The sequence below is a fragment of the Aurantimicrobium photophilum genome (assembly GCF_003194085.1).
In the GTDB taxonomy this organism is placed as follows: domain Bacteria; phylum Actinomycetota; class Actinomycetes; order Actinomycetales; family Microbacteriaceae; genus Aurantimicrobium; species Aurantimicrobium photophilum.
Window position 1 is genome coordinate 1,683,477 of sequence record NZ_CP023994.1, and the last position, 18,405, is coordinate 1,701,881.

An 18,405-nucleotide genomic window follows, 5' to 3' on the forward strand; every position below is an offset into this window, starting at 1 on the left:
CAGACTAACTGACCAGACGGGAGCAAAACATGGGTGAATCCCCAGAACTTGTTGTGCTTCTGTCTGAGGACGGTGCCGCCATCGGCACCGCCGAGAAGGCCACTGTTCATACTGAAGACACTCACCTTCACCTTGCCTTCTCGTGCCACGTGTTCAATCGCGAAGGTCAGATCCTGGTCACCCGCCGCGCGCTGGAAAAGAAGACCTGGCCTGGTGTATGGACGAACTCGTTCTGTGGCCACCCTGCACCAGAGGAAGACTTCGTCGAAGCCATTCACCGTCGTGCTGAGCAAGAGCTGGGACTCAAACTTGCTTCGGTGAAAAGTGCTCTTCCTGACTTCCGTTACCGCGCCGTGGATGCTTCCGGCATCGTAGAAAACGAAATCTGCCCTGTCTTCATCGCCATCGTGGATGACGAGCCTGTTCCCAATCCAGCTGAGGTTGCGGAATACGCCTGGGCCGAGCCCGAGGCTCTGCTTGCCTCGGTGGAAAAGTCCGCCTTCGCGTTTAGCCCCTGGCTCACACTGCAGTTGCCCCGGTTAGCTGTTGCCGGGTATTTATCTCCAGCCGGGTAGGTCACTGACTTTGCAGATCAATGGCAAACCCAGGGGCTGCAGAAACCAATTTAGAATCTCTAGTCCATAGTTCTCGACATCCGTGCAGCTGGGCAGCAGCAAGGTGAAGAGCGTCAGGAGTTTTCAAACCGTGTTTCACCCTGAGCGAAGCAGCTCTGAGGAATTGCTCTTCGCCCAGCTCCCGCTTTTCAAATTGGGAGAGGGCGCGAATGTAGTGATCATGGAGGACGAGGTTGTCATCCCTCAGAGGACCTGTGACGCATTCCATCGTGACAAGCGGTGTAATCATGACTTCTTCATCACCGAGATCTGCGAGTTTCTGTCTAATGAACTCTCCCTCAGAGGATTCATCTTCAACCGCAAAAATGACGACACAAGAATCTAGGTAGATCAATCCCACGCCTCACGGTTTTCTTGAATTTGTGTCTCGAGTTCTTGCTTTGTGCGTGACGTGGGAGTTGGCGGTGGGTTCTTCAGAAGCCACATTGCCGCTGCTTTCCCCGATTTCACGGGAGCAGGCTCGGTGGGAACCAGGCGAACAACAGCTTTACCGCGATTTGCGATAACAATCTCTTCACCCTGAACAGCGAAACTCACCAAACGAGACAATGAGTTTCTCGCTTCGAGGATATTGACTTGCTGCATGATGCTACTTTCTGGCTAGATTACTTAGCCAGATTATCACTCACCACAGACAAAGACCAGAGCCAACAAAAAAGGGGGCCACGAAGGCCCCCTTTTCAAGTTTTTTCTTAGCCGCCGATTGCTCCGGCATCCGTTGCACTGACATCGGTGCGGTGGAAGTTGAGGAATGAGCGAGAAGCTGTGGGTCCACGCTGACCGTGGTAGCGGGACTTGTATTCAGCAGAACCATAGGGCTTCTCTGCAGGTGAGGTCAGCTTGAAGAAGCAGAGCTGACCGATCTTCATACCTGGCCAGAGCTTGATGGGCAAAGTTGCCATGTTGGACAGTTCTAGAGTGATGTGGCCGGAGAAGCCAGGGTCAATGAAACCTGCGGTGGAGTGGGTAACCAGACCCAGACGACCCAGTGAGCTCTTACCTTCCAGGCGGGCAGCGATGTCGTCGGGCAGGGAAACCTGCTCGTAGGTCGCGCCGAGAACAAATTCTCCAGGGTGCAGAATAAAAGGCTCGTTGGGGTCAACCTCGATCAGACGGGTGAGGTCTGGCTGGTCTTCAGCAGGGTCGATGTAGGGGTACTTGTGGTTGTCGAAAAGACGGAAGTACCGGTCGATGCGAACGTCAACGCTCGAGGGCTGAATCATGTCATCAGCCGAAGGGTCAAGACCTATACGGCCCGACTCGAGTTCAGCACGAATATCGCGATCAGAAAGAAGCATGTTCTAAGCCTATCTAAGGAAAAGGGCGGTGTTTAGGCAGGTTACGGGCGTTTAAGAAGTCCACGAGGACCATAGGTCACACCAGCCACGCGGGAGTCAATCGCACAGACCTCCTTGCGACCAAACCAGGAGATTCTGTTCCTCGCCACCTGGCGATAAACAGCGTTTCTCCAGAGCCTAGGAACAATCTTTCCCAGTGCCGCAACGACCTTCCAGCGTCTGGGTAGCACCTCGGCGAGCGCGAGCACTGCATCTCCTTCTTGCAGGACTTCCCCCTTGTTGAGAACGACGACGGAATCAAAACCCGTGACATGGGCTTCTCGGAGGAGCTCAGTTCCCCAGTCAGACTCTCCGGGCACAAACATGATGTGTTCTGGGTTGAGCTTCTCTGCAGTAATGCGCTTGCCCAACCATTCGACCAGTCCCACACACAGTGCGCAGTTGCCATCGATGAGGACAATCATGCCTAGCCTTCGAGGAGTTGGCCGAGTGATTCAACCCGGCCCATGAAGCGCTCCACGTCAGGATCCACAATGACATCGGAGGGTCGGAGTGGGCGCGAGAGATACAGGCCTTCAAGCGAAGTAATTCTGCTCAGTGCCACATAAGTCTGTCCTGGAGCGAAGGCGCGTGAACCCATGTCGATCAGCGCACGGTCATAGGTCTGACCCTGTGCCTTGTGAATGGTGACTGCCCAGGCCAGGCGCAAAGGGAACTGGGTGAACTCGGCAACCACGTCTCGGCTGAGCTCATCCGTGCTCTGCTTATAGGAGTATTTGTAACGCTCCCAGGTGACCGGGTGCACTTCGTATTCAGAACCTGCCACGGTGACAAAGACGGTGTCCGTGATCTTGGTCACGGTTCCCACGGTGCCGTTGACCCAGCGGCCTTCGCTGTCGTTCTGCAGGAACATCACCTGAGCTCCGAGCTTGAGCTCGAGGTCCTCATCAGCAGGGAATGCATTCGCGGCGAAGTCCCCGCTCACATCAGCCGCAGCGACCTTCTTCTTACCTGGAAGCTTGGCTAGCTGCTCTGCATTAATGGCGTTCACGCGCGCATTGGTGGTGGCCAAGATAATGATGTCTTCGCCCTCAGGAACAGGGCGGTTGCCTGCAGAATTGAGAGCTGCACCCAGAGTCGGGGTCACCGTTCCGTGACGAACAGCATTCAACATTTCTTTAAACGCATCGTCACGCTGACGGTGAATTTCGGTGAGTTCAATAATGCGCAAAGGAGTGTCTTGCCAGACCGCTGCGTCAAAGAACCAGTTTGAGGCATACCGAGCTTGCAGGTATTCCTTCTCCTCTGGAGTGCGGGGAGGAACCGGAGAGAGTTGGTAGGGGTCACCGAACATGATGACCTGCACGCCGCCGAAGCTTTCCTTTTTGCGGTGGCGGGCCTCGCGGAGGGCGCGATCGATGGCGTCCATGATGTCGGCGTTGACCATGGAGACTTCATCGATCACGAGAGTGTCGATGGCGTTCAAGATCTTGCGCTGATCGGGGCCGTGGTTGAGGTCCAGCGAACCAATCAAGCCTGTAGGCAAACGAAACAGGGAGTGAATCGTCTGGCCACCGACATTGAGCGCGGCCACACCCGTTGGGGCACACACCGCAATGGTCTTCTCGGTGGTGAAGGCCAGGTGGTTCAGCAGGGTCGATTTACCCGTACCGGCACGACCTGTGATGAACACATGCTCTCGAGTTTCCTCAATGAGGTTAAAGACCTCCTGCTGCTGCGCAGATAAGGAGACTTTGTTCACTCCCGAAGTTTACCGGCGCTGTGCTTGCACAGCTTGTTGCCCACAGGCGCTTTGTAGGATGAAGAAGTGAAACTGACCAGACGCCAAGGAACCTATCTGGGGTTGGCCGCAGCTGTGCTACTCCTGGTCACCATCTTTGTAGGCGTGGGGATCAACCAGTCGCTCTATAGCGCCTCTGGTTTTGTGAGCCAATATCTCTCTGCGCTCTCGCGCCATGATGCCGCATCAGCTTTGTCGATGCCGGGCGTGGGCGACAAACTTCCAGCTGATGCCGACCGCACATTGTTGCGCGGATCCGCCATGGGTGAGCTCAGTGACATCACCATCACCAAGGTTTCCGGCAACGACGCCAAGACCAAGGTCACGGCGAGCTACCTGCTCGGTGGCGAAAAAGCCACGGGCACCTTCGTGGTCACGCGCATTGGCAGCACCATGGGCTTCTTTGAATCCTGGGCTTTCGCAGAACTGCCCGTGGCGAAGGCAAAGGTCACCGTGTGGCACGACGCTGCATTTGATGTGGGGAACTCAGGGCTGATTGATCTGCGCTCGACCGACTCAGCCAAGGACGCCACGGTCTGGGGTGGAACTGGAACGTATCTCCTCTTTGCCCCCGGCAACTATGTCTTCGACCACACCTCCACCTGGCTCACGGCAAAGAAGGTTGTGCTCGATATTGCAACACCTGGTGAAACCGCCGAGGTCGTCGTGGACGTGCAGGCCAACAAGGCTTTCACCAAGCGTGTGCAAAAAGAAGTCGACGACTACCTCGACAGCTGCGTGAAGCAACATGTGCTCCAGCCCGCCGGCTGCCCCTTTGGCTACCAAACCGGTAATCGTATTGTGGGAGAACCCACCTGGGAAGTAGCGGAATATCCTGTCATCACTGTCGTCCCCGGGGACACCACGTGGGCGGTCAGGAACGCGGTAGGAAAGCTCCGCATCACCGGCGAAGTGCAGTCCCTCTATGACGGCACCATCTCGCCGCTGGATGAAATTGTTGATGCAGTGTTCAACATCAACATTTCCATTCGAGCCGATGGCAACCTTGCCATCGTGCTCTCGCAGTAATCGCTGACTAGTTCTGCTTCAAATCAGCAGCTGCCTGCTGAGCAAGCATGGCGTTATATGCCTTGAGCTCGGCATCTTCGTCACGATCTGCTTGGCGGTCTTTGCGCTTTGCTTCTTTCGCGTCTGAACGGTTCCACTGATAGCCAATGATGAGCGCAAGGACAAGGTTGGGAAGTTCTCCCACACTCCACGCGATCGCCCCACCGGCTTGCTGGTCTTCCAGCGGAGTGGAACCCCACGTGCGACCCATGGCTCCATACCAATCAGCAAGGAGCAAGTTCTCGCTCGACATAATGCCCAGACCAAAGAAGGCGTGCACCGTCATCGCAGCCAGAAGTTGAATGAGGCGGAAGGGGTAGGGGTAACGAGTCTTGACCGGGTCAATGCCAATCAAGGATTGCACAAACAAATACCCAGCAAGCAGGAAGTGGACAATCATCCACTCGTGACCGATGTGGTCACTCGTCGCCCATCGGAAGATGGGCGTGTAATAGAACAGCCACAGGGAGCCAACAAAGTTGATGGTGGCAAAGAGTGGGTGAGAAATCACATTGGCGTAGCCTGAGTGGACTGCCTTGAGTATCCACTCGCGTCCACCACGGCTGTCGTCTTGGCGCTTGTTCACCGCACGCATGGCCAAGGTCACCGGAGCACCCGGTACCAGAAATATCGGAACCATCATGCCCAGGGTCATATGAGCGCCCATGTGAGCGGAGAAGAGATACATCTCGTACGAGTTGATGCCGCCGTTGGTGATGTAGAACAGCAGAGCCATACCGGCAACCCACAGCACAGTGCGATACCAAGGCCACTTATCCCCACGCTTGTGAAGTCGATAGACGCCCACCAGATAGAAGAAGACAGCGAAAGCACAGAACAGCAACCAGATCAGGTCAAAGTTCCAGACCGTGAAGTAGCGGTCCAACGTGAACTCTGGTGGAAGCGGGCTGCCAGTGAGAATCTCCGCAGGGGTGGGGTTCTGGTTGAGCGTCTCACTAACCGGAGTGGGCGTGCGCGCAAGTCCAGCAGCCAAGCCTGCTGTCACTCCCATGATGATGAGCTCTAGCGATATGAACCACCAGAACATCTTCTGGGTGGCCGCGCCTGTCATGCGCTTCACCAGGTAGCCACGCTGCCAGAACCCGAAGGCACCGAGGACAACCATGGCGGCAACCTTGGCCAGCACTAGCTGGCCATAAGGTGTGCCGACAAGGGTGTCAATGCTCCCAATGCGCACCATCGCGTTGGCTACTCCCGAAACTGCAACAACAATGAAGGCGATGATGGCCAGAGTGGAGAAACGGGAGACAATCACTGGCAAGCGGTCAGCGTCGATGATGCCGCGTAGGAGAATCAGCGTGAGCACGCCGCCCAGCCAGACAGAGACAAAGACTAAGTGCAGGCCCATCGAGGTAATCGCCATGGCGTGACCCGAGACACTAGCTGAGTGTCCTTGCAGCGCCATGGGCACCAATGTGCCCACCGCTGCCAAGCCGACAAAGAAGAGCGCGGTCTGGTTTGTCACTGCAATACACAGCACCGCAACTAGGGCAGCAAGCAACGTAGTAATCAGCCACGCCTGACCCAGTTCAATGCCCGTAAAGAAGAAACCCAATTGATTGCCGAAGGTGGAGTCCAGGGAGAAGGGCGTCAAGCTCACGTTCATGAACGTGAGGAAACCAGTTGCCGCTGAAGCCAAAGTCATGACGAGGGCTGCAGCTGCAGCAATATCAATGCTGCGAACATAGGCACGTTCCCGCGAGGCGAAAGCCCACAACGCAAGTGCCAGCGAACCAATCATTGTTGCTGCCGAGAGATCGACCAACAGCTTGGCAATGGGCAAGCCGACGCGAACAACAACGCCTGGATCCCCCAAGGCGGGAGTGCGTGAACCACCGCCAAAAGCAAGGGCCCCGAGCAAGACGACAAGCGCAACCAGCACGGTCACTGCGGGGATAGTTATCTTGAATAAACGGGGCACAACTCAAGCCTAGAGATTATTGCTGAAGCTTAAGTGCATAGTGGGTGTGGACCCGAAGGCCCACACCCACCAAAGCGAGTGAAACTCGTGACTACTTGACAGCAGCCTTGAGCTTGCTACCAGCCGAGACCTTTACCGACTTGGATGCGGCAATCTGGATGGTTGCGCCGGTCTGAGGGTTACGACCGGTGCGAGCTGCACGGTTGGTGCGCTCGAAGGAGATGAAGCCGGGGATGGTTACCTTTCCACCCTTAGCAACTTCAGCAGATACAACTGCGAAGAGAGCGTCGATGACGCCGTTTACGTTTGCCTGCGAAAGGTTGGTGTGAGCGGCAACTGCTGCGACAACCTCAGACTTGTTGAGAGCCATTTGTGTCCTCCTGGACGTTGAGCTACCGAGGTAGCACTTTGTTTGGAACGGTTGAGCCACAAGGGCCGTCTCGTTTGGTCTGTATGACCAATCGAAAAAGTATCAGCACATCCGCGTATTTACAGGCAATTCGTGTCGGCGTGGCACGAGAAGACCTCGACCCAAGGTTGAGGGTTTAAAACAGGGTTAAAACAGTGAAAGCCATGGACTGTGAGGTCCATGGCTTTCACGCTTAAATCTGACTGGGACTACCAGCTCGACTTGGTGATACCGGGCAGTTCGCCACGGTGTGCCATTTCGCGGAAACGCACACGAGAAATACCGAACTTAGTGAGAACACCACGGGGACGGCCATCGATCGCGTCGCGGCTGCGAACACGGATGGGAGAAGCGTTACGAGGAAGCTTCTGCAGTGCGATACGTGCTTCTTCGCGAGATGCGTCGGTACCGTTGGGGTCAACGAGTGCCTTCTTGATCTCGAGACGCTTAGCTGCGTAACGCTCAACAATTACCTTGCGCTGCTCGTTACGAGCAATCTTGCTTTTCTTAGCCATTTAGCGCTCCTCACGGAATTCAACGTGCTGACGCACTACGGGGTCGTACTTCTTGAGTACAAGACGGTCAGGGGTGTTACGACGGTTCTTGCGAGTCACGTAGGTGTAACCGGTGCCTGCAGTCGAGCGCAACTTGATGATGGGACGTACGTCCTGTGCCTTAGCCATTAGATTTTCTCCCCACGTGCGAGAAGGTCCTTGACGACGGACTCAATGCCGCGTGCGTCGATAACCTTGATTCCCTTTGCCGACAGAGTCAGCGTTACATTACGACGAAGAGAAGGTACGTAGTACGTCTTCTTCTGAATGTTGGGGTCGAAACGACGCTTGGTGCGTCGGTGCGAGTGTGAAATTGCGTGCCCAAAGCCGGGTACGGCTCCGGTCACCTGACAGGTCGCAGCCATGTCTATCCTCCTAATACCGCAAGACGGGATTGTCTTGCCCAAGATTCCTTGTCTGCACACGAACACCCACAACTCACGAAGTGAGAGAGAACGTGTACTGCTTACGCGAGGAATTCCGCGCAGCCAAGGGTCAAGTCTACGTTGAGTGTGATTCTTAAAGCAAACTCGGGCAGCTCAACTTCGGCATGAAATCAATGATTACGCAGCTAAACGAGTAACCGTTTCTGCCGGGGACAACATGCGGATCAGTAATGAAATCATGAGCTCTTTTTCTTTCGGCTCGCTAATTGCAACCATGAGAGTTAGAGCTGCAAGTGCATTATTTGAAATTCGCTCTTCGCCTTGTTCGTTCTTTAAGATTTCATTTTTTGCCAAAAATGTAACGAAAAGAACTGCGGCGCTTCGTTTATTACCGTCTGAAAGCGGATGGTCCTTGACGACAAGGTACAAAAGATTTGCTGCCTTTTTCTCAACGCTTGGATACAGAGGAAATCCTGCAAATTCTTGATAGATCCCCTCAACAACTGCCTCCAGGCTGCCGCCTCTTTCGATTCCAAACAGACTGTCTTCTGGAAACGAGTCAGCTACCAAACTAATTATTTTTCTGGCTTCCTCGATTGTGAGTTTCCAACTAGGCGTAATCCCTGAAGGAGAAATTATTACTCCCTGGTCATACTCCTTAAGAAGTCGTAGACCAGGCAAATAATCTTGAAGCACATCTGCTATCCCTGACACGAGTTCATTCGAAGCACGGCTCAAAATTCTGACGAGAGAACCGATTTCCTGTAGTCGACGATCATTCGTAACTACCCCGTCAAGCAAATATCGCCTGAGTACTTCAGCCGCCCAGCGGCGAAAATGAACTCCCTCAACGGACTTGACCCGATATCCAACCGAAATGACAACATCAAGACTGTAGTGTTCTATCTCTCTTTCAACCCGCCTGGAACCTTCGAGTTGAACTGTCGCAAATTTTGCGACAGTTCTAAGGCCAGCTAGTTCTTCAGTTACTGCATTCGTGATGTGTTTACCAATGGTTTTCACATCTCGATTGAAGAGAACTGAAAGTTGCTGGCGATTGAGCCAGACTGACTGACCATCGGTTCGAACTTGTAATTCAACTAAGCCGTCTTTGCTCCTGTAAAGCCCGACCGAATTTTCATTTTCGGATTTGGGGTCCACTGTGTTCCTCTCTAGTGAATCCCCTCCGTCTCAGAGAAAAACTAGTCGGAACTACTGACATTGGAGTCAGCTAGTTGAGTTGCACTTCCCGCAGAAGCCGAATACGTCCACCACGTGACGGGGTTGGGTAAATCCATGCTCTGCTGCGACCTTGGCTGCCCACGACTCCACCGCTTCGGCTTCAATTTCTTCAGTGTGTCCACACTGGCGACAAATCAGGTGGTGGTGGTGACCATCACTCGAACAAGCGCGGTAGAGGTTTTCTCCATCTGGTGATTGCAGTGCATCTGCTTCATCTGCAGTGACAAGATCGGTCAGGGCACGATAAACCGTGGCCAGGCCAATCGTGGAGCCTTTGGCCTTGAGCTCAGAGTGCAGCTTCTGGGCAGAGATGAAATCTCCGCGCTCATTCAATGCAGTTCTGACTGCTTCGCGTTGCCACGTGTTGCGCTTCATGCAGCTACTCCCCTCACAGCGGGACGGCGCATGGTGAAGGTTCCCCATGCAATAAAGAAGATGGTCGCTGCCACGAGTGAAATGCTGGCTCCTGCACTGACACCCAGCCAGCGAGAAATGAGCAAGCCTGCTACACCGGCAAGCGCTCCGAGGCTTGGCGCCAGCCAGAACATGACATTGATCTTGTCGGTGAAATAGCGAGCAGCGGCAGCAGGTGCAGCAATCAAAGCAATGGCCAGGATTGCTCCTGCCGCCGGCAGAGCAGCCACCACAGCAACAGTGGTGATCAGGAGAAGCACCGCATCCAGCATCCATGGCTTGGCGCCGGTTGCTGCGAAGGCTTCGGGGTCAAAGAGGAAGAACAGGATCTGCTTGCCCCAGATGAGCATCGTTGCAATCACCGCGAGAAGAGCAACACCGGCAACCAGTCCATCAACCCATGTTGCCGAGAGGATGGAACCAAACAAGAAACTGTCTATCTGAATGGGGATGCTCGGGTTCATTGCCTGCAGCAGAACTCCGGCAGCAAAGCCTGCTGTGAGCATCACGCCCGAGGCGGCCTGTGTTCCTTGTCCGCGGATCCTGCTGAGGAAGCTCAAGATGATGGCCAAGCTCATGCAGGCAATGAGTGCCCCAATCTGGAGGCTAGCTCCCAGGATGGTGGCAATGACTGCACCGGGAAAAGTTGCGTGAGTCAGCGCCTGGGCAAAGAGCACTCTTTTGCGCAGCACAACCAGGACACCAGCCAGGCCAGCGAGTGCTCCCACCAGCATGATGACAATCAGGGCACGTTCGAAGTAACTCATGCGTTGACCCCCTTGCGGAGCACGCGCACAATCAAAGCGATTGCATAGAACGCCACAAAACTGAGCGCAACGGTTGCACCCGCCGGAACATCAACACCGCCGACGACCGAGATGTTGAATCCCAGAGCCAGCCCAATCCAGGACGCCAGAAGGGCTGCTCCCACAGCAACAGCAAAGAGGCCACCCAGCTTGGTGGTCACCAAACGAGAGAGTGCCCCCGGAACAATCAGTACCGCGAGAACCAAAAGATTACCCACCGCATTCGAAGCAGCAACAATGACCAAGGCGATTGAAACGTTCAAGACAAGCTCTGTGCTGACCCGGCGATAGCCGGCAGCAGCACTGCCTTCAGGGTCGAAAGCGCGGAAGACCTGGCGGCGGAACGTGAGGAGCACCAGCATCAGCGCAACACCAGCAACAACCGCAGTGGTGATGGCTTCACTGTCTGTCACGGTGAGCAGGTGACCAAAAAGCAATTGCTCGAGGCCGCCGGCTCGACCCGGGGAAGCTGAGACAATAATCACACCAATGCTGAACATGGCCGTGAGAACAATGGCTGTCGTCGCATCGGAGGTGACCCGGTTATTGCTCATCAGGGTAAGCACGATTGTTGCTGCAGCGGCAGCGACAAGGGCGCCAATGAGAACACCGCCCTGCCCGCCAAAGACGAAGCCCGCTGCCAAACCAGGGAACACCGCGTGGGTGAGGCCATCACTGAGGAACTCAAGCCCCCGAAGGTTAATAAAGACACCAATCACTCCGGCAGCCACACTCAACACAATCAACACCAACAGCGCGCGACCCATAAAGGGCAGCGCGAATGCAGTGGTGAGTGAGTCGAGCAGATTCACGACTAGTGGCCTTCGTGACCTGGCACGACTACCGTGTGCTCATCGATTTCAACCTGGTATTCGTGGAATACCTCTTGCAGGTTGGCCAAAGTGAGAACCTCGTCCTTGGGGCCGAAGGCGATCTGTTGACCGTTCACGAACAGAACGGTGTCACAGACCTCGCGAGCGAGGTCGAGGTCGTGTGTGGTCACGATGATGGCCACGCCTGCCTTCTTGAGCTCGCGAATGGTCTGGAGAAGTGCATCACGGTTGGGCTGGTCCAGGCCGTTGAAGGGCTCATCCAAGAGCAGCAGTCCTGGCTCGGATGCCAGGGCACGGGCCAAGAAGCCGCGTTGCTGTTGACCGCCAGAAAGAGAGCCAAAGCGCTTGTGGGCAACATTGGTCAGACCGACTGCAGCGATCGCGGAGCGAACAGCTGCGCGGTCTGCCTTGCCGGGGAATCTCAGGAGACCCAACTTGCGGTAGCGACCCATCATCACGACCTGCTTGAGGGTGACCGGGAACTCGGGATCAATATGTTCGGTCTGAGGTAGATAGCCGACGGAGTCCGCGGTCTTTCCAAAACCCATCGAGCCTTCAACGAGAGGAATGAGTCCCAGCACTCCCTTGAGCAGGGTCGACTTCCCCGAGCCATTTGGACCGATAAGTGCCATCGCGTCACCCGGCTTCACTGAGATGTTGACCTCGGTGAGTGCAGGGGTGTTGCCATAGCTAAATGCACCGCCAGTGATGGTCAGAGCATCATCAGTAATGATGGGAATCGGTCTGGTGCGTGGACTCATCAGCTCAGCTCCGCAGGTAGTGGCAGGACGGGATAGCCCCACGCGTTCATCAACATGGTGACGTTGTGAATGGTTGCCTTGATGTAGGTTTCACCATCGGAGCCGGTGACTCCAAGGGAATCGGAATAGAGGGCATTGTCACCCGAATACACCTTCACGCCCGCTTCGCTGGCGATGGTCTTAGCCAGTTTGGGTGAAATGGACGCCTCAGAGAAAACAGCTTTGGCGCCAGACTGCTTGATCAACGCAATCAGAGCATCAATCTCAGCTGCGCTGGGTTCTGCGTTGTCATCAAAACTGGGGATGATAGAGCCGACAAAGGTAATGCCATATTCCGAGACGAAGTAGGTAAATGCATCGTGGTTAGTCACCAGTAATCGCTGGTCAACAGGAACCTGGTCAAAGTTTGCCATCACCCACTCATTGAGGCTGGCAAGTTGTGCTGAGTAGGAAGCAGCATTGTCTTCCATCACAGTGGCGTCTGCAGGGTTCACTGCCTCAAGTCCCGTCGCAATGTTTTTCACCATCACTTGGGCTTTGAGAGGAGAAGTCCAGATGTGGGGATCACCTTCTCCATGTGCATGTTCATCTCCTGCTGCGTGTGCTGCGTGGTCTTCTTCTGCCTCGCCGGCTGCCAAGAGCTCTATTCCGGTTGACGCATCGATGATCTCTCCCGAGAAGTTTGAGGCAGAGAGAGCATCTGAAATCCATGGCTCAAGGTCAGCGCCGTTGATGACGACTGCATCCGCCTGGGAAAGGGCAAGCAGTTGCTTTGCAGAAGGGTCAAAGGAGTGTGCACTTTGATTGGGTTGAATGAGTCCTGTCACTGTGCCCGTGTCCCCGACAACGGCACGCGTGAACTCGGTGACCTGAGTGGTGGTTGCAACTACCTGGAATTCTTCACTTTGTGCCGACGGAGATGAGCAGGCACTCAGGCTGCCGACAATGAGCACACTGGCGGCAAGGATTCCAAGAACTTTCATAACTCGAAAGTATTCTTATTGAGAATGATTGTCAATATGAATAGTGCGATGTTCGCTTCGGGCGCGTACCCTTATATACATGGCAGTCCCCAAAGTTCTTCTGTATTACGCATTCGCACCCGTAGCTGACCCCGAGGCTGTTCGCCTCTGGCAGCGCGACCTCTGCGAAGGCTTGAACCTGCGTGGACGCATCCTCATCTCCAAGCACGGCATCAACGGAACCGTCGGTGGAGACATCGACGACGTCAAGATGTATTTGAGGAAGACCAAGGAATACCCCGGTTTCAAGAAGATGGATGCCAAGTGGAGTGACGGCACCGGTCTTGACGAGAACGGCCTGAGCCTCGACTTCCCTCGCCTGAGCGTCAAGGCACGTCCAGAGATCGTGGCTTTCGGTGTTCCTGACGAGATCGAAGTCAACAACAAGGGCATCGTGGGTGGCGGAACCAAGCTCAAGCCCCACGAACTCGACGCACTCGTTGAAGAGCGCGGGGACGAAGTTGTCTTCTTCGACGGTCGCAATGCGTGGGAAGCAGAGATTGGCCGTTTCAAGAACGCCATCATTCCTGATGTGAAGACGACTCATGACTTCGTGCGTGAACTCGAAAGTGGCAAGTATGACCACATCAAGGACAAGCCCATTGTCACTTACTGCACCGGCGGTATTCGCTGCGAAATCTTGACCCCCATCATGAAAGCACGTGGCTTCAAGGAGATTTACCAAATTGATGGTGGCATAGTTCGCTATGGCGAAGCGCGCGGAAACCAGGGTCTGTGGGAGGGCTCGCTCTATGTCTTCGACAAGCGCATCTCCATGAACTTTGCACCCGATGTTGCCCTGATCGGAACGTGTAAGTGCTGCGGCACGAAGTCAAACCACATGATTAACTGCGCGGACAAGATGTGCCGCGAACAGATGGTCGTCTGCGAAGAGTGTGCAGCGGTGGATGTGTTCTGCGAAGAACACGCGAAAGTTACGGCTTAACGCTCAGAGCACGTTCGACCAACAGGTCGACCATAGATTCGATGTTGATCTCTTCAGCAACGGCATCAACGCGGAGCCCAAATGCTTCAGCGTCCTTTGCGGTGCGAGGACCAATAGCGGAGACCAGGGTCTTCGTTGGGATGTCACCGATCTGAATGGAGATCTGTTCAGCAACCGAACCTGAGGTCACCAAGATGTCGGTGATCTTGCCGGCACGCACATCGTTGATGACGCCTTCGGCAACATCAACACCGACCGAGCGGTAGGCAACAACCGACTTCACGCTGTGGCCGATGCGGATGAGACCTTCAGTCAACACGGGAACAGCAATCTGTGAACGCAGGGTGAGAACACGAAGCGGAACGACACCACCAGTTGCTGTGGTCCATTCTTCGAGCAGACCGTGCGCCGTGTTCTCTTCGCTGGGAGCGAGGTCTGCTTTGTATCCAGCTGCAGCCAACGCGGTAGCCGTGGTTTCACCCACGCATGCCACCTTGGTGGTGGGAGGAATGACAGCCTGGTGTGCCATCAGCACATCCACTGTGGTTGCACTGGTCAGGGTGATCCAGTCGAACTCACCAGCAGCGAGTTCTTTGAGAGCAGCCTCGAGTGCGGGTGCATCATCGGTTGGAGCAAAGTTCACCATTGGTGCAATTACCGCAGATGCGCCTTTAGCGCGGAGAGCGGATGCGACAGAGTCGCCCCAAGGTCCACCGCGAGGCACAAGTACGCGATGCCCATAAAGGGGACGCGTCTCAATAGGAGAGGTAAAAGACATCGCCTCTATTGTCACCGACTGTTGCGCAAGACAACAAACTGAGAAAACCAGTTTCCGCCTTTAATGGCGGGACTGTAACCAAAAGGTTATCGACGACCCGAGCGGAATACGCCCACAATAATTGCACCTGCAAGGGCCACAGCTCCCACGCCAATGCCGAGAAGAACCAGAGGCTGCTCCTGCTTCATCACTGTGAAGCGTTCCTGCAACCGATCCTTTGCCTTACCCAATTTCTTGGGAACGTTGGCCTTGTCTTCCAGCTCATCCAATGTGGAGGAGAGCTTGTCGCGGGTGGCAGCAAGGTGTTCTTGCAGTTCAGCGTTGCTGAGTGTGGAAACAAATGAAGGCTCTGTAAAGAACTCGTCTTCTGAAACCTTAGAAAGCTTGGAGTTAGATGCCATAGTCGCCATCTCCCTTGAATGCGTGAGAGTCCTTCACAACACTGTCGAACGTCTCGGTGGGAAGAGGTGGGCTGCCCTTCTTGAACTGAACAGCGGCAGCGCCGATCAGACCAAGAATCACCAGCAAGAGAATTCCGGAGACAGTGAGCGCTGCTGCCCAGGGTGGCATCACGAGCGCAAGCGCGAAGATGCCAGCCAGCAGCAGAGTGAAGGTGAGGAAACTCAACAGGACAAGCGCGATCACAACAAGGATTGCGCCAATGCCTAGGCTCTTGAGCTTACGAGCCATCTCGCGCTTGAGCTGTTCAAACTCTGCGCGAACGAGGTCCATCAGAATGCCAGGCAGATCGCGCAGCAAAGTGAAGAGCGAACGCTCTTCTTTCTGAGTGCTCTCCTTGTCAGGAGAAGATGATGCGGTTGCCATGATTACTTCGCAGCAGGCTTAGGGGCTACCTTGGCAGCGGGTTCGGTCGCTGCCTTCGCAGCAGGCTTAGCTGCGGGCTTTGCTGCTGGTGCCTTCTTGGCAGCAGGCTTGTCGCCCGTGACCTGGTGGATCACGCGCTTGGCGGCGGTGATGGCTTCTTCAGCAACATCGCCGACGGCGTCCTGTGCTTGCTTGACCGACCACTGAACGGGTTCTGATTCCCAGATGTTCTGAGCTGCGGACTTGATCTGCTCGTAGCGCTTACGTCCAGCACGAGTACCAAAGACGTAGCCAATAGCTAGACCCACAATGAAAAGGAACTTGCCTCTCATGATTTCTTCCGTTCAATATGTCAAAAATCGCATATGTTGCGGTTATAGCCTAGCCCTCGAAGCTGAGAGTCCCAACGGGAGGTTTTTCAGGGTCACTCAAAAGGACTCTGCGCATGCTCAATGCGGCATGTTGAGAAGCGGGAATTGCCCGCTCTAAACCTGGGTTCTCGGAGGAAATACCCACTTCAGCAACCCGCTCGGTGTCGATGCCCTCAGGAAGTTCAACATCTCCGAAGTCTGCGAGCACGACCCCGGCTTTCTTATACCCCGATGCCAACTTCTTGGTGGGGTCAGCAACTCTGGTGACGGTGGCAGCGAAGTATTCAAGCTTGCTCGTCGCAGCCGCGGTGATTGCTTCTGTTCCACCGGGAACAACAACACGTTGTGCAACGCGGGGGTCTTCGGCCAGAAGTTCGAGAACGCCATTACTCAATGACCCGCCCCGGGTCATTGCTTGAGAAAGTCCCTGCGCGACGGCGTCCACATTCAGTTCATCCGCAGGAAGACCGTAGCGCTCGAGCACAACGGGGTTGACCAACTTCTCCAGGGCTGCCTCACCCATCCGCGTGCGAACCAGTTTGCCGAGGTTGGGCTCGGTGCCGATGGTGAGCACCGGTTTGATGCGATCAAGATAAACCCGCCAGGCACCGCCCCAGCCCAGAGCCTTTCTCACACGAAGCGAGAAAGGGTTTCCGGGGATGCCACAGATTTCTTCTTCCCCTGGTGCGGGGATGACGATGTCGTAGGAGACACCCAGTTGATCCAAGAGCTCGGCCACGACCCCGCCGCGGTGAGAAAAGTTAGCCGGACCTTGATTCTCATCTGCCTTGGGTATCCACACATCAACCTTGAGTCCGATGCGTGCGCAATCCAATGCGGCGGCAAAGACGGCAAGGTCGCTGCCGATGGCCAGCACGTCACAGCGGTTTGCTGCCTTTGCTGCGGCCATAGTTTCTACCTCTTACTTATGCGCCCTTGAGAGCAAGTGCGAGATACATGTGCAGGTCCTCGATGAGGATACGTTCCTGAGCCATGGTGTCGCGGTGACGCACAGTCACTGCCTTGTCCTCGAGGGATTCAAAGTCGACGGTGATGCAGAACGGAGTGCCGATCTCATCCTGGCGGCGGTAGCGGCGGCCGATAGCTCCGGAGTCATCGAAGTCGATGTTCCAGGACATGCGCAATTCCGCTGCCAGCTCCTTAGCCATGGGCGAGAGCTGCTCATTACGAGACAGAGGAAGAACAGCTGCCTTGATGGGGGCCAGACGTGGGTCAAGCTTCAAGACCGTGCGCTTGTCGGTTCCTCCCTTGGCGGTCTCGACCTCTTCTTCAACATAGGCGTCCACGAGGAAAGCCATGAGAGAACGAGTCAGACCAGCCGCAGGTTCGATGACGTAGGGGGTCCAACGCTCGTTCTTGTTCTGGTCGAAGTAGGAGAGGTCCTTGCCGGAGTGCTCCGAGTGAGTCTTGAGGTCGAAGTCTGTGCGGTTCGCAATACCTTCAAGCTCACCGAACTCACCGCTTTGGAAACCGAAGCGGTACTCAATGTCCACGGTGCGCTTGGAATAGTGAGAGAGCTTTTCCTTGGCGTGCTCGTAGAGACGCAGGTTTTCAGGATCAATACCCAGGTCGACATACCAGTTGAAGCGCTGGTCAATCCAGTACTGGTGCCACTCTTCGTCCGTGCCAGGCTCGACGAAGAATTCCATCTCCATCTGTTCGAACTCACGGGTGCGGAAGATGAAGTTTCCGGGAGTGATCTCGTTACGGAAGCTCTTTCCAATCTGGCCGATGCCGAAGGGAGGCTTCATGCGTGCTGCCTGCAACACGTTGGCGAAGTTCACAAAGATGCCCTGGGCAGTCTCGGGACGCAGGTAGTGCATACCTGCTTCTTCAGCCACGGGGCCGAGGTAGGTCTTGAGCAGACCAGAGAAAGGCTTGGGTTCGGTCCATGCGCCGCGAGTACCACAGTCAGGGCAGGGAACTTCTGCGAGTCCGCCTTCTGGAGCGCGGCCCTTGCGCTCTTCGAATGCCTCGATCAGGTGGTCTTCGCGGTGACGCTTGTGGCAGCTGGTGCACTCCACGAGTGGGTCAGAGAAAACCTCTACGTGACCGGATGCTTCCCACACCTTGCGGGGAAGAATGACAGACGAGTCCAGGCCGACAACATCGTCGCGGCGCTGAACCATGAAGTTCCACCACTGCTTCTTGATGTTCTCCTTGAGGGCAACACCCAAGGGGCCGTAGTCCCAGGCAGAACGGGATCCACCATAGATCTCACCGGCTTGGAAAACGAAGCCGCGGTGCTGAGCGAGGGCAATTACTGAGTCAAGACGAGTGCTGGGGGCCATAA

Annotated in this window: 25 protein-coding genes; 3 read left to right on the forward strand and 22 right to left on the reverse strand. The window is 55.3% G+C overall.

What is annotated here, in order from left to right; all coding sequences use genetic code 11:
* Positions 1 to 29: 29 nt before the first annotated feature.
* Entirely contained in the window at positions 30 to 575 is a 546-nt protein-coding gene (gene idi / locus AURMO_RS08475; RefSeq protein WP_110234744.1) for an isopentenyl-diphosphate Delta-isomerase, read from the forward strand.
* Between the two features lies 1 nt (position 576).
* Here the strand turns inward: idi and AURMO_RS08480 are convergent, their stop codons facing one another.
* The 5 genes from AURMO_RS08480 to AURMO_RS08500 form a co-directional block, all read right to left on the reverse strand.
* Positions 577 to 969 (reverse strand): type II toxin-antitoxin system VapC family toxin, encoded by a 393-nt coding sequence (locus AURMO_RS08480; protein WP_162532714.1) that lies wholly within the window; start codon positions 967 to 969, stop codon positions 577 to 579.
* On the reverse strand, positions 966 to 1,220 hold the full coding sequence (locus tag AURMO_RS08485) for a type II toxin-antitoxin system Phd/YefM family antitoxin (RefSeq protein WP_110234746.1): 255 nt from the start codon (positions 1,218 to 1,220) through the stop codon (positions 966 to 968). Before AURMO_RS08485 ends, AURMO_RS08480 begins: the two co-directional genes overlap by 4 nt.
* A gap of 107 nt (positions 1,221 to 1,327) precedes the next feature.
* Entirely contained in the window at positions 1,328 to 1,933 is a 606-nt protein-coding gene (gene dcd, locus AURMO_RS08490) for a dCTP deaminase (protein ID WP_110234747.1), read from the reverse strand.
* A 41-nt stretch (positions 1,934 to 1,974) separates the two neighbouring features.
* Positions 1,975 to 2,397 carry a thiol-disulfide oxidoreductase DCC family protein gene (locus AURMO_RS08495; RefSeq protein ID WP_110234748.1) on the reverse strand — a complete coding sequence of 141 codons (423 nt, stop codon included), beginning with the start codon at positions 2,395 to 2,397 and terminating at the stop codon, positions 1,975 to 1,977.
* A 2-nt stretch (positions 2,398 to 2,399) separates the two neighbouring features.
* Positions 2,400 to 3,695: an ATP-dependent DNA helicase gene (locus AURMO_RS08500; protein ID WP_110234749.1), complete on the reverse strand. Its 1,296-nt coding sequence runs from the start codon at positions 3,693 to 3,695 to the stop codon at positions 2,400 to 2,402.
* Positions 3,696 to 3,761: 66 nt separating this feature from the next.
* Here AURMO_RS08500 and AURMO_RS08505 point away from each other — a divergent pair, with 66 nt between their 5' ends.
* Positions 3,762 to 4,763, forward strand: a complete 1,002-nt coding sequence (locus tag AURMO_RS08505) for a hypothetical protein (protein ID WP_110234750.1) — start codon at positions 3,762 to 3,764, stop codon at positions 4,761 to 4,763.
* Between the two features lie 7 nt (positions 4,764 to 4,770).
* On the opposite strand, the gene AURMO_RS08510 is transcribed toward AURMO_RS08505, so the two are convergent.
* The 11 genes from AURMO_RS08510 to AURMO_RS08560 form a co-directional block, all read right to left on the reverse strand.
* The gene (locus AURMO_RS08510; protein WP_204163614.1) at positions 4,771 to 6,744 is read right to left on the reverse strand and encodes a bifunctional copper resistance protein CopD/cytochrome c oxidase assembly protein; all 1,974 of its coding nucleotides are present in this window, start codon (positions 6,742 to 6,744) and stop codon (positions 4,771 to 4,773) included.
* 91 nt (positions 6,745 to 6,835) lie between these two features.
* A complete protein-coding gene (locus AURMO_RS08515; RefSeq protein ID WP_096382795.1) occupies positions 6,836 to 7,114 on the reverse strand; it encodes an HU family DNA-binding protein in 279 nt (92 codons plus the stop codon).
* A 248-nt stretch (positions 7,115 to 7,362) separates the two neighbouring features.
* Entirely contained in the window at positions 7,363 to 7,668 is a 306-nt protein-coding gene (gene rpsN / locus AURMO_RS08520; protein ID WP_110234751.1) for a 30S ribosomal protein S14, read from the reverse strand.
* The gene (rpmG, locus tag AURMO_RS08525; protein ID WP_096382799.1) at positions 7,669 to 7,836 is read right to left on the reverse strand and encodes a 50S ribosomal protein L33; all 168 of its coding nucleotides are present in this window, start codon (positions 7,834 to 7,836) and stop codon (positions 7,669 to 7,671) included.
* Positions 7,836 to 8,072: a 50S ribosomal protein L28 gene (gene rpmB / locus AURMO_RS08530; protein ID WP_110234752.1), complete on the reverse strand. Its 237-nt coding sequence runs from the start codon at positions 8,070 to 8,072 to the stop codon at positions 7,836 to 7,838. The genes rpmG and rpmB overlap by 1 nt, the downstream gene beginning before the upstream one ends.
* Before the next feature lie 198 nt (positions 8,073 to 8,270).
* Positions 8,271 to 9,254, reverse strand: a complete 984-nt coding sequence (locus AURMO_RS08535; RefSeq protein ID WP_110234753.1) for a type II toxin-antitoxin system death-on-curing family toxin — start codon at positions 9,252 to 9,254, stop codon at positions 8,271 to 8,273.
* A 66-nt stretch (positions 9,255 to 9,320) separates the two neighbouring features.
* Positions 9,321 to 9,710 (reverse strand): Fur family transcriptional regulator, encoded by a 390-nt coding sequence (locus AURMO_RS08540; RefSeq protein ID WP_110234754.1) that lies wholly within the window; start codon positions 9,708 to 9,710, stop codon positions 9,321 to 9,323.
* Entirely contained in the window at positions 9,707 to 10,516 is an 810-nt protein-coding gene (locus tag AURMO_RS08545; RefSeq protein ID WP_110234755.1) for a metal ABC transporter permease, read from the reverse strand. Before AURMO_RS08545 ends, AURMO_RS08540 begins: the two co-directional genes overlap by 4 nt.
* A complete protein-coding gene (locus tag AURMO_RS08550; protein WP_110234756.1) occupies positions 10,513 to 11,367 on the reverse strand; it encodes a metal ABC transporter permease in 855 nt (284 codons plus the stop codon). The genes AURMO_RS08545 and AURMO_RS08550 overlap by 4 nt, the downstream gene beginning before the upstream one ends.
* Positions 11,368 to 11,369: 2 nt before the next feature.
* Positions 11,370 to 12,149 carry a metal ABC transporter ATP-binding protein gene (locus AURMO_RS08555; protein WP_110234757.1) on the reverse strand — a complete coding sequence of 260 codons (780 nt, stop codon included), beginning with the start codon at positions 12,147 to 12,149 and terminating at the stop codon, positions 11,370 to 11,372.
* Positions 12,149 to 13,132 carry a metal ABC transporter substrate-binding protein gene (locus AURMO_RS08560; protein ID WP_110234758.1) on the reverse strand — a complete coding sequence of 328 codons (984 nt, stop codon included), beginning with the start codon at positions 13,130 to 13,132 and terminating at the stop codon, positions 12,149 to 12,151. The genes AURMO_RS08555 and AURMO_RS08560 overlap by 1 nt, the downstream gene beginning before the upstream one ends.
* A 79-nt stretch (positions 13,133 to 13,211) precedes the next feature.
* On the opposite strand from AURMO_RS08560, the gene trhO reads away from it, so the two are divergent.
* The gene (gene trhO / locus AURMO_RS08565) at positions 13,212 to 14,117 is read left to right on the forward strand and encodes an oxygen-dependent tRNA uridine(34) hydroxylase TrhO (protein ID WP_110234759.1); all 906 of its coding nucleotides are present in this window, start codon (positions 13,212 to 13,214) and stop codon (positions 14,115 to 14,117) included.
* On the opposite strand, the gene AURMO_RS08570 is transcribed toward trhO, so the two are convergent.
* The 6 genes from AURMO_RS08570 to AURMO_RS08590 form a co-directional block, all read right to left on the reverse strand.
* Positions 14,107 to 14,895: a uroporphyrinogen-III synthase gene (locus AURMO_RS08570; protein WP_110234760.1), complete on the reverse strand. Its 789-nt coding sequence runs from the start codon at positions 14,893 to 14,895 to the stop codon at positions 14,107 to 14,109. The two genes, trhO and AURMO_RS08570, sit on opposite strands and share 11 nt — an antisense overlap.
* An 86-nt stretch (positions 14,896 to 14,981) precedes the next feature.
* Positions 14,982 to 15,296: a DUF3618 domain-containing protein gene (locus AURMO_RS08575; RefSeq protein ID WP_162532715.1), complete on the reverse strand. Its 315-nt coding sequence runs from the start codon at positions 15,294 to 15,296 to the stop codon at positions 14,982 to 14,984.
* Positions 15,286 to 15,720 (reverse strand): phage holin family protein, encoded by a 435-nt coding sequence (locus tag AURMO_RS08580; protein ID WP_110234762.1) that lies wholly within the window; start codon positions 15,718 to 15,720, stop codon positions 15,286 to 15,288. The genes AURMO_RS08575 and AURMO_RS08580 overlap by 11 nt, the downstream gene beginning before the upstream one ends.
* A 2-nt stretch (positions 15,721 to 15,722) precedes the next feature.
* Positions 15,723 to 16,052: a YtxH domain-containing protein gene (locus AURMO_RS08950; RefSeq protein WP_162532716.1), complete on the reverse strand. Its 330-nt coding sequence runs from the start codon at positions 16,050 to 16,052 to the stop codon at positions 15,723 to 15,725.
* 49 nt (positions 16,053 to 16,101) lie between these two features.
* Entirely contained in the window at positions 16,102 to 17,001 is a 900-nt protein-coding gene (locus tag AURMO_RS08585; RefSeq protein ID WP_110234763.1) for a hypothetical protein, read from the reverse strand.
* Between the two features lie 16 nt (positions 17,002 to 17,017).
* On the reverse strand, positions 17,018 to 18,403 hold the full coding sequence (locus tag AURMO_RS08590) for a glycine--tRNA ligase (protein ID WP_110234764.1): 1,386 nt from the start codon (positions 18,401 to 18,403) through the stop codon (positions 17,018 to 17,020).
* Between the last annotated feature and the right edge of the window lie 2 nt (positions 18,404 to 18,405).